This is a genomic window from Bradyrhizobium jicamae, assembly GCF_018130215.1.
Classification (GTDB): domain Bacteria; phylum Pseudomonadota; class Alphaproteobacteria; order Rhizobiales; family Xanthobacteraceae; genus Bradyrhizobium; species Bradyrhizobium jicamae_A.
Genome location: NZ_JAFCKQ010000037.1, coordinates 72,536 through 78,680 on the forward strand (window position 1 = coordinate 72,536; position 6,145 = coordinate 78,680).

Sequence of the window (6,145 nt, forward strand, 5' to 3'; positions counted from 1 at the left end):
CAGGTACTCACAGTCCTAGGATAATACTAGTCCTTTTGGGCGACTTGCAATCCGTTATTATAAGGAAATGGCAGTCCAGTCGAACGTCCCACAGCGGACTGCGGGATTCCCTTCCGGCAAGACAATTCAGGAGAACTCCATGTCGCCTGGTTCGTCCATTCGTATTTCACTCAAGATCAACGGCGGCGATCACGAATTGCCGATAGCTGCCTGTGACACGCTGCTGGACGTGCTCCGCGACAGGCTCGGCATGACAGGCACCAAGAAAGGCTGTGACATGGGAGCGTGCGGTGCATGCACCGTGCTGGCGGAGGGCCGCCGGATAAAATCCTGCCTGGCGCTTGCTGCTTCCTGTGACGGCCGCTCGATCACCACGATCGAGGGCGTCGGCGGAGTGGACAAGCTGCACAAGCTGCAAGCCGCCTTCATTCGACACGATGCACTGCAGTGCGGTTATTGCACGCCGGGGCAAATCATGTCCGGATTGGCGCTGCTTGAAGAAAAGCCTGCGAGTCTCGAAGCGATCCGCGAGGGTATGAGCGGCAACCTCTGCCGATGCGGCGCCTATCCCAACATCGTGGCGGCGATCGCCGAGGTGGCTGGGCTATGAGTGGACATTCGTTTCAATACATCCGCGTGGCCGACGTTGATGACGCCCGGATTCAGGCGTCGAAGCCGGGTACCGCGTTGCTGGCTGGCGGAACCGACATGCTCCAGCTGTGGAAGTCCGGCGCAATGACGCCCGCAGCGGTCGTGGACATCTCGCGCCTGCCGCTGGTCGATGTCGAATTCAACGATGGACAACTCTCGCTGGGCGCGCTTGCCAGGCTAGGCGACGTGGCGACCCATCCCGAAGTGATGCGATATCATCCGTTGATCGCAGAGGCGATACTGGCCAGCGCCAGCGGGCAGATACGCAACATGGCCACGGTCGGCGGCAACCTGTTGCAGCGAACCCGTTGCCCGTATTTTCGGAACGAGCAGCTTGCCTGCAACAAGCGAAAGCCCGGCAGCGGATGTGGCGCGCTTTCCGGCGAGAACCGACAGGCAGCCCTGTTCGGTACGAGCCAGTCATGCGTCGCGACGCACGCCTCGGACCTGGCCGTTGCGCTGGCGGCGCTGGACGCCGAGGTCGAGGTGTTCGGGTCGGAGGGCGTGCGGCGCCTCCCGCTGCGCGATCTCTACAGGCTGCCCGGTGAGACGCCGGAGCTTGAAACAAACCTGGCACCGGGCGAGCTCATCACCGGCGTTCACGTGGCGAACGCAGCTCGATTTGCCGGCTGCTCCACCTATCTCAAGATTCGTGATCGGGCGTCATTCGAATTTGCCGTCGTGTCGGTAGCGGCGGCATTGCAGATCGAGAACGGCAGGATCGTCGGCGCGAGACTGGCCGCCGGTGGTGTGGCGCCATTGCCGTGGCGGCTCGACCGGACCGAAGCAGCATTGCTCGGCCATGCATTGGATGCCCAAACCGTCGCCGCCGCCGGCGACATGGCCGTCGAGCACGCAAGGCCGCTCGCCGAAAACGGATTCAAGATCGCGCTGCTGCGCAACGCTGTCATCCGCGCCTTGCAAACGCTGGGGAGACAGCCATGAGCACCGATTCCGTCCTGCGCTACGAGGCCGCACTGAAGGTTACCGGCAGCGCCATATATGAGGGTGAAGTTTCCGCGCCCGGCCTGTTGCACGCCGCCCTCGTGCAGGCGCCGATCAGTTGCGGCGATGTGTCGTCGATCGACGCGACGCGGGCGGTCGGGCTTCCGGGCTTCGCGGCGATGGTCTCACATGTGGATGCCGAGGTGCTGCAGGCCTCTCCCGCCACAGCCCTGATCCGCGAACGCACCGTTCACTTCGCAGGCCAGCCGGTCGCGCTCGTCGCAGCAGGAAGCCTGCAGGAGGCGCGGGAAGCTGCACACGCGATCGAGGTCAGCGTTGAGGCGCGTCCGTCGGTGACGGCGCTGTCGCAGGCACTCGACAAGTCATTCGCACCGGCCATGGTGGGGCGCTTTCCGGCCGAGACGCATCGTGGCGACGCATCAAAAGCGCTTGCCGTGGCCGACTTCGTCGTCCGACATCGATACGATACCGCGGTCAACAATCATCATCCCATGGAAGCGCACGCCGTCGTCTGCTGGTGGGAGGACGGCAAGGCCGTGGTGCACACGTCGACCCAGGCCATCTTCGGCACCCGTGCCATGATATCGCATGCTTTTCGCATGCCGGTATCGGACATCCGCGTCATCGCGCGTTTCCTCGGCGGCGGCTTCGGCTGCAAGGGGCAGCTCTGGTGGCCGTGGATGTTCTGGGCGATGCTCGCCTCGCGGAAAACGGGCCGTCCGGTGCGGCTGGAACTGACGCGCGCGCAATTGTTCACTCTGGTCGGGCGGCGCCAGGAGACGGTGCAGGATATGAGGCTGGGATTCGGCGCCGACGGCCGTCTCACCGGCATCGAGCATCACGTGCTCGCGCAAACCTCGACCCACGCCGATTACTCTGACTCCACCGCGGTGTATTCGCGGTTTCTTTATGCCTGCCCCAATGTCACGACCACGCACCGGCTCGTCCGCACCAATGAGCCCCAACCCGTCCCCATGCGCGCGCCGGGAACGGCGCCGGGAACGTTTGCGCTCGAATCCGCCTTCGACGAAGCAGCCGAACGATTGGGGATCGACCCGGTCGAGCTTCGCGTGCGTAACTTCGCCGATCATGATCAGGAAGCGGGCCGACCGTGGAGCAGCAACGGCCTGCTCGAATGCTATCGGGTCGGCGCCGAGCGGTTCGGCTGGTCGCAGAGGCCGGCGCAGGGCACCGCGACCGACGGACGCTGGCGGATCGGTTGGGGCATGGCAAGCACGCTTTATCCGGCGATCCGTCAGGCCTGCAGGGTCCGCGTCAAGTTGGCAGCGGACGCCTCGTTGCGCGTTCAATGCGGCACACAGGACATGGGCTCGGGCACCTACACTGCGCTTGGCCAGATGGTGGCTTCTGCCCTCGGCGTTACCCCTTTGCAGGTGACGGTCGAACTCGGCGACACGTTGCTGCCGGAGGGGCCGTTTTCCGGAGGCTCCCAGGTGACCGCGAGCCTCGCGCCCGCAACCGAACTGGCAATGACCCGACTCCGCGAGACGCTGGCGAACATGGCCGTGACCGACGAGCGCTCGCCGCTCGCCGGCCAACGGATAGAGGAATTGGAATTTCAGGACGGAATGATCCGAAGCCGGACCGGCAATGTCGGGGAGTCACTGACGGACGTTCTGGCGCGCGGAGCGGCCGAAGGGCTGGAAGCGGAAGGAGAGAGTGCGGCGACCCAACACCAGTCGTTGGCCGCGAGCAGCATGGGCTACGGCGCGGTATTTGTCGAAGTGGGTGTCGATGCCGAGCTCGGCGAGATCAGGGTGCGGCGGGTTTGCGGCGCTTTTGCCGCGGGTCACATCCTCAATCCGTTGCTGGCGAAGAGCCAGTATGTCGGCGGGTTGATCGGCGGCATCGGCATGGCGCTGCATGAGAGGACGACGACGGATCGCGTGTCAGGCCACATCGTCGGCGACAGCTTCGCCGACTACCTGATCCCGGTCCATGCCGACATGCCGGCGTTCGATATTGCGATGATCGAGGAAGAAGACCTGCAATTGCCGGGCGGCGTCAAGGGAATTGGCATGCTGGGCACGGCGGGTATCCAGGCCGCCATCGCGAACGCGGTCTACCACGCGACCGGCAAACGGGTTCGCAGCCTCCCCATCCGTATCGAGAACATTGTCGACTAGAGCAATTTCGGTTCTGATTGAATCGGAATCGAAGCTCTGGATTCTTGTTTGACGCGTTGTCTTCACGCGAACCGGTATCCACTTAGCTCGTGGGTAGGACCAGGTTGTGCCGGACACCTGATTTGCCCTCGCGCGCAAGTCAAATCCGGCTGCCTGGACCACCGTGAGACGTCATCGAATGACTCAACTTGTCCATATTTGCTCAGACGGCCCTTAAGCTGCCCAGGCTATTTTGAGCCGCAGCAAAAGGACTGACAATGCGCACCTCCGTTAAGCTGCTTGTTCTTCGGTACTCGCTGCTTTCGATCTTTTCGCTGCTTGGAGCATACTACTTTGCGTGGTTTCTCCAGAGTGCCTCGTTTTCGGTAGCAGCTGAGCCGATCGTATCGGCGATCTACAAAACACGCGCAGAGTTGTGCTTTCCCATTGCGATATTGATGTTCGCGGTTGGCGGACTACTTTTCATCTGCCTTGGAACTTGCTCGCGCAGCAATTCGCCGGGTTAGCATGGCGCTTTCCTCGCGGTCCAGGTAAGGCCCCACATATCGTCTCAAGGTTTAGCCTGCATGCCTTGCAAGAAACGAAGCGGGTTGAGCGGGCCAATGGGGATCAGTTCAAAGCTCATCATATGCGCTTTACCCAAAGGCAGCTTTTCGAGCATTTCGTGAGCGACGGCCGGATCAGTGACGTTGATGATGAACGCCACGCCCCGCTTTCCCTGTAGCGAGTACCACTGCTCGATCTTGCCATCGAGGTAGAGGTCGACAGTTGCCCGAACTTCCTCCGGCAGGACAGCAGCCACTTGCGATTGTTCAAAACCGGGGTTGATGGTCCCGATGGCGAGAATTTTGGTCGTCGGCGTGGTTTTCATGGCGGCTCCTTGTGCGTTGGCGGAATTGAAGCCGACAAGGCAGCCAACAAACGCCAATGCGGCCGCTGTAGCGAATTGCATGTTATCCTCCCTTTGTGTGTCGCTCAGGCAACGAAATTCGATGTTGAGCGCCGCAGGCGGACGCCTGTCGAAATCGATCTGCCGCAGAACGGACCCACACGTCGAACTTCGGTTCAATTTGCAGCGGCCGGAGGCTCATCGGAATGCGGCACGAACCTCATCGATGGCCAGCATCGGGTTCTGCAGCTGGGGGAAATGCCCCATGCCCCGAAGAACGGTCAGCTCCACCTGCAGCCTTTCGGCGAACTCTTTTCCCATCTCCTTGTTGGTGTAGAGATCTTTCTCGCCCCACACCACCTTCACGGGCGTCTTGAGCCGGGCCAACTGCGATTCGAAGTGATCCTGGTCTTGCGTAAAGTGCGAGTAGTAGCGGGAGAACGCGTCCGCCGTCGTCATCGCTCCCTGGGTCCATCCTCGGGACATGTCGTCCTTGAATTCTCGCGCGACTTGAAAATGCCCTTCCTTCGGCAGACCTCTTGTGAAGGTATTCTCCAGAATCTCGTCGCGATTGCTGTTCAGGCTGGCGCGAACCTGGTCCATCGCAGGTCCCGCCTTCAGGCTTTGCAGCGCCGCATACATGAACTGCGGCCTGTTGAAGGGAGCGAAATCGCCCACGATGATCGTCCTTGCGATATCGGGTTTTTCGACGGCCAGCAGGAGTGTCGGCAGCGCACCGATATCGGTTGCGTGGATCGTGAGCTTCGATGTGTCGATGCCCGAGCGTGATATCCTTGTCGATCTCGAAGAAATCGATCGCATCGTCGCTCACTGGCTGTGACATGATGCATATCCTTTGGTCGCTTCGCGGTGATGGATAAGCCATCCCGCATTGATAGGTATCCGGCAGTATCGAGATACATGCTTCCGAAAAATTGGAAGTAACAAAACGGATCGTTTCGAAGGAATGCCGATCGTATTGGTATGCTGCGCCGGCCCAAGAATACCGTGGAGCTGCTGCGCCTTGACCTGTTGGATCCGCTCCCAACGCCCGGCGTCGCCGCCCTGGCACTGATTTGCCCGACGGCGCAAGTCCCCATTGCAGAAATATTTCGGTTTATCGTAATGGCAAATCAGTGTATAGATTTCCCGTCTCACCCGCTCGAGGGGCGCTCGCGATCGTCACGAACGTTGCGGTGGGATGCGGTGGACGCCGCATGCGTGACTGACGAGAGCGCATGAGGCGGACGGCGAAATCGTGCAGGCCTGACGCCCTAGTGGCAGGTGTCTCCTCGTGAAGCGTGCGAAAGCATCTTTGCGATGGACGGTGACAAAAAAGCCCAGTCTCACCGGGGAGAACACGTATAAGCCGTAACCCATCGCGCAGGGAAAGCCGGGTTGTTCCCGGTTACACCTGTGGTCCTACCCCCGTGCTTTCTACACTGCACGGGGCCCATGGGTGCGATCGGCACCCGGCTTTCCCTGCGCCCTC

Annotated in this window: 6 protein-coding genes; 4 read left to right on the plus strand and 2 right to left on the minus strand. The window is 61.3% G+C overall.

Annotation, left to right across the window (positions count from 1 at the left end; translation table 11 throughout):
- Positions 1 to 139: 139 nt before the first annotated feature.
- Genes JQ586_RS29720 through JQ586_RS29725 form a run of 3 tightly spaced genes read left to right on the plus strand, consistent with a single transcriptional unit; the run spans position 140 to position 3,764 of the window.
- On the plus strand, positions 140 to 610 hold the full coding sequence (locus JQ586_RS29720) for a (2Fe-2S)-binding protein (RefSeq protein ID WP_212398187.1): 471 nt from the start codon (positions 140 to 142) through the stop codon (positions 608 to 610).
- Complete coding sequence (locus JQ586_RS40680; RefSeq protein WP_212493011.1) at positions 607 to 1,596, plus strand: xanthine dehydrogenase family protein subunit M; 990 nt, start codon at positions 607 to 609, stop codon at positions 1,594 to 1,596. The genes JQ586_RS29720 and JQ586_RS40680 overlap by 4 nt, the downstream gene beginning before the upstream one ends.
- The gene (locus JQ586_RS29725; protein ID WP_249148336.1) at positions 1,593 to 3,764 is read left to right on the plus strand and encodes a xanthine dehydrogenase family protein molybdopterin-binding subunit; all 2,172 of its coding nucleotides are present in this window, start codon (positions 1,593 to 1,595) and stop codon (positions 3,762 to 3,764) included. The genes JQ586_RS40680 and JQ586_RS29725 overlap by 4 nt, the downstream gene beginning before the upstream one ends.
- A gap of 550 nt (positions 3,765 to 4,314) precedes the next feature.
- Here JQ586_RS29725 and JQ586_RS29730 read toward each other — a convergent pair.
- Both JQ586_RS29730 and JQ586_RS29735 read right to left on the minus strand, forming a co-directional pair.
- Positions 4,315 to 4,716, minus strand: coding sequence for a hypothetical protein (locus JQ586_RS29730; RefSeq protein WP_212398189.1), 402 nt, complete (start codon positions 4,714 to 4,716; stop codon positions 4,315 to 4,317).
- A 135-nt stretch (positions 4,717 to 4,851) separates the two neighbouring features.
- Positions 4,852 to 5,331 carry an alpha/beta fold hydrolase gene (locus JQ586_RS29735; protein ID WP_249148326.1) on the minus strand — a complete coding sequence of 160 codons (480 nt, stop codon included), beginning with the start codon at positions 5,329 to 5,331 and terminating at the stop codon, positions 4,852 to 4,854.
- A gap of 1 nt (position 5,332) precedes the next feature.
- On the opposite strand from JQ586_RS29735, the gene JQ586_RS40685 reads away from it, so the two are divergent.
- Complete coding sequence (locus tag JQ586_RS40685; protein WP_249148331.1) at positions 5,333 to 5,494, plus strand: hypothetical protein; 162 nt, start codon at positions 5,333 to 5,335, stop codon at positions 5,492 to 5,494.
- Positions 5,495 to 6,145 lie beyond the last annotated feature (651 nt).

What these genes read in the sequence shown, in the direction of transcription:
- JQ586_RS40680 (WP_212493011.1), top strand. Translation starts at nt 607, where the DNA reads ATGAGTGGACATTCGTTTCAATACATCCGCGTGGCCGACGTTGATGAC.
- JQ586_RS40685 (WP_249148331.1), top strand. Translation starts at nt 5,333, where the DNA reads ATGATCGTCCTTGCGATATCGGGTTTTTCGACGGCCAGCAGGAGTGTC.
- JQ586_RS29720 (WP_212398187.1), top strand. Translation starts at nt 140, where the DNA reads ATGTCGCCTGGTTCGTCCATTCGTATTTCACTCAAGATCAACGGCGGC.
- JQ586_RS29730 (WP_212398189.1), bottom strand. Translation starts at nt 4,716, where the DNA reads ATGCAATTCGCTACAGCGGCCGCATTGGCGTTTGTTGGCTGCCTTGTC.
- JQ586_RS29725 (WP_249148336.1), top strand. Translation starts at nt 1,593, where the DNA reads ATGAGCACCGATTCCGTCCTGCGCTACGAGGCCGCACTGAAGGTTACC.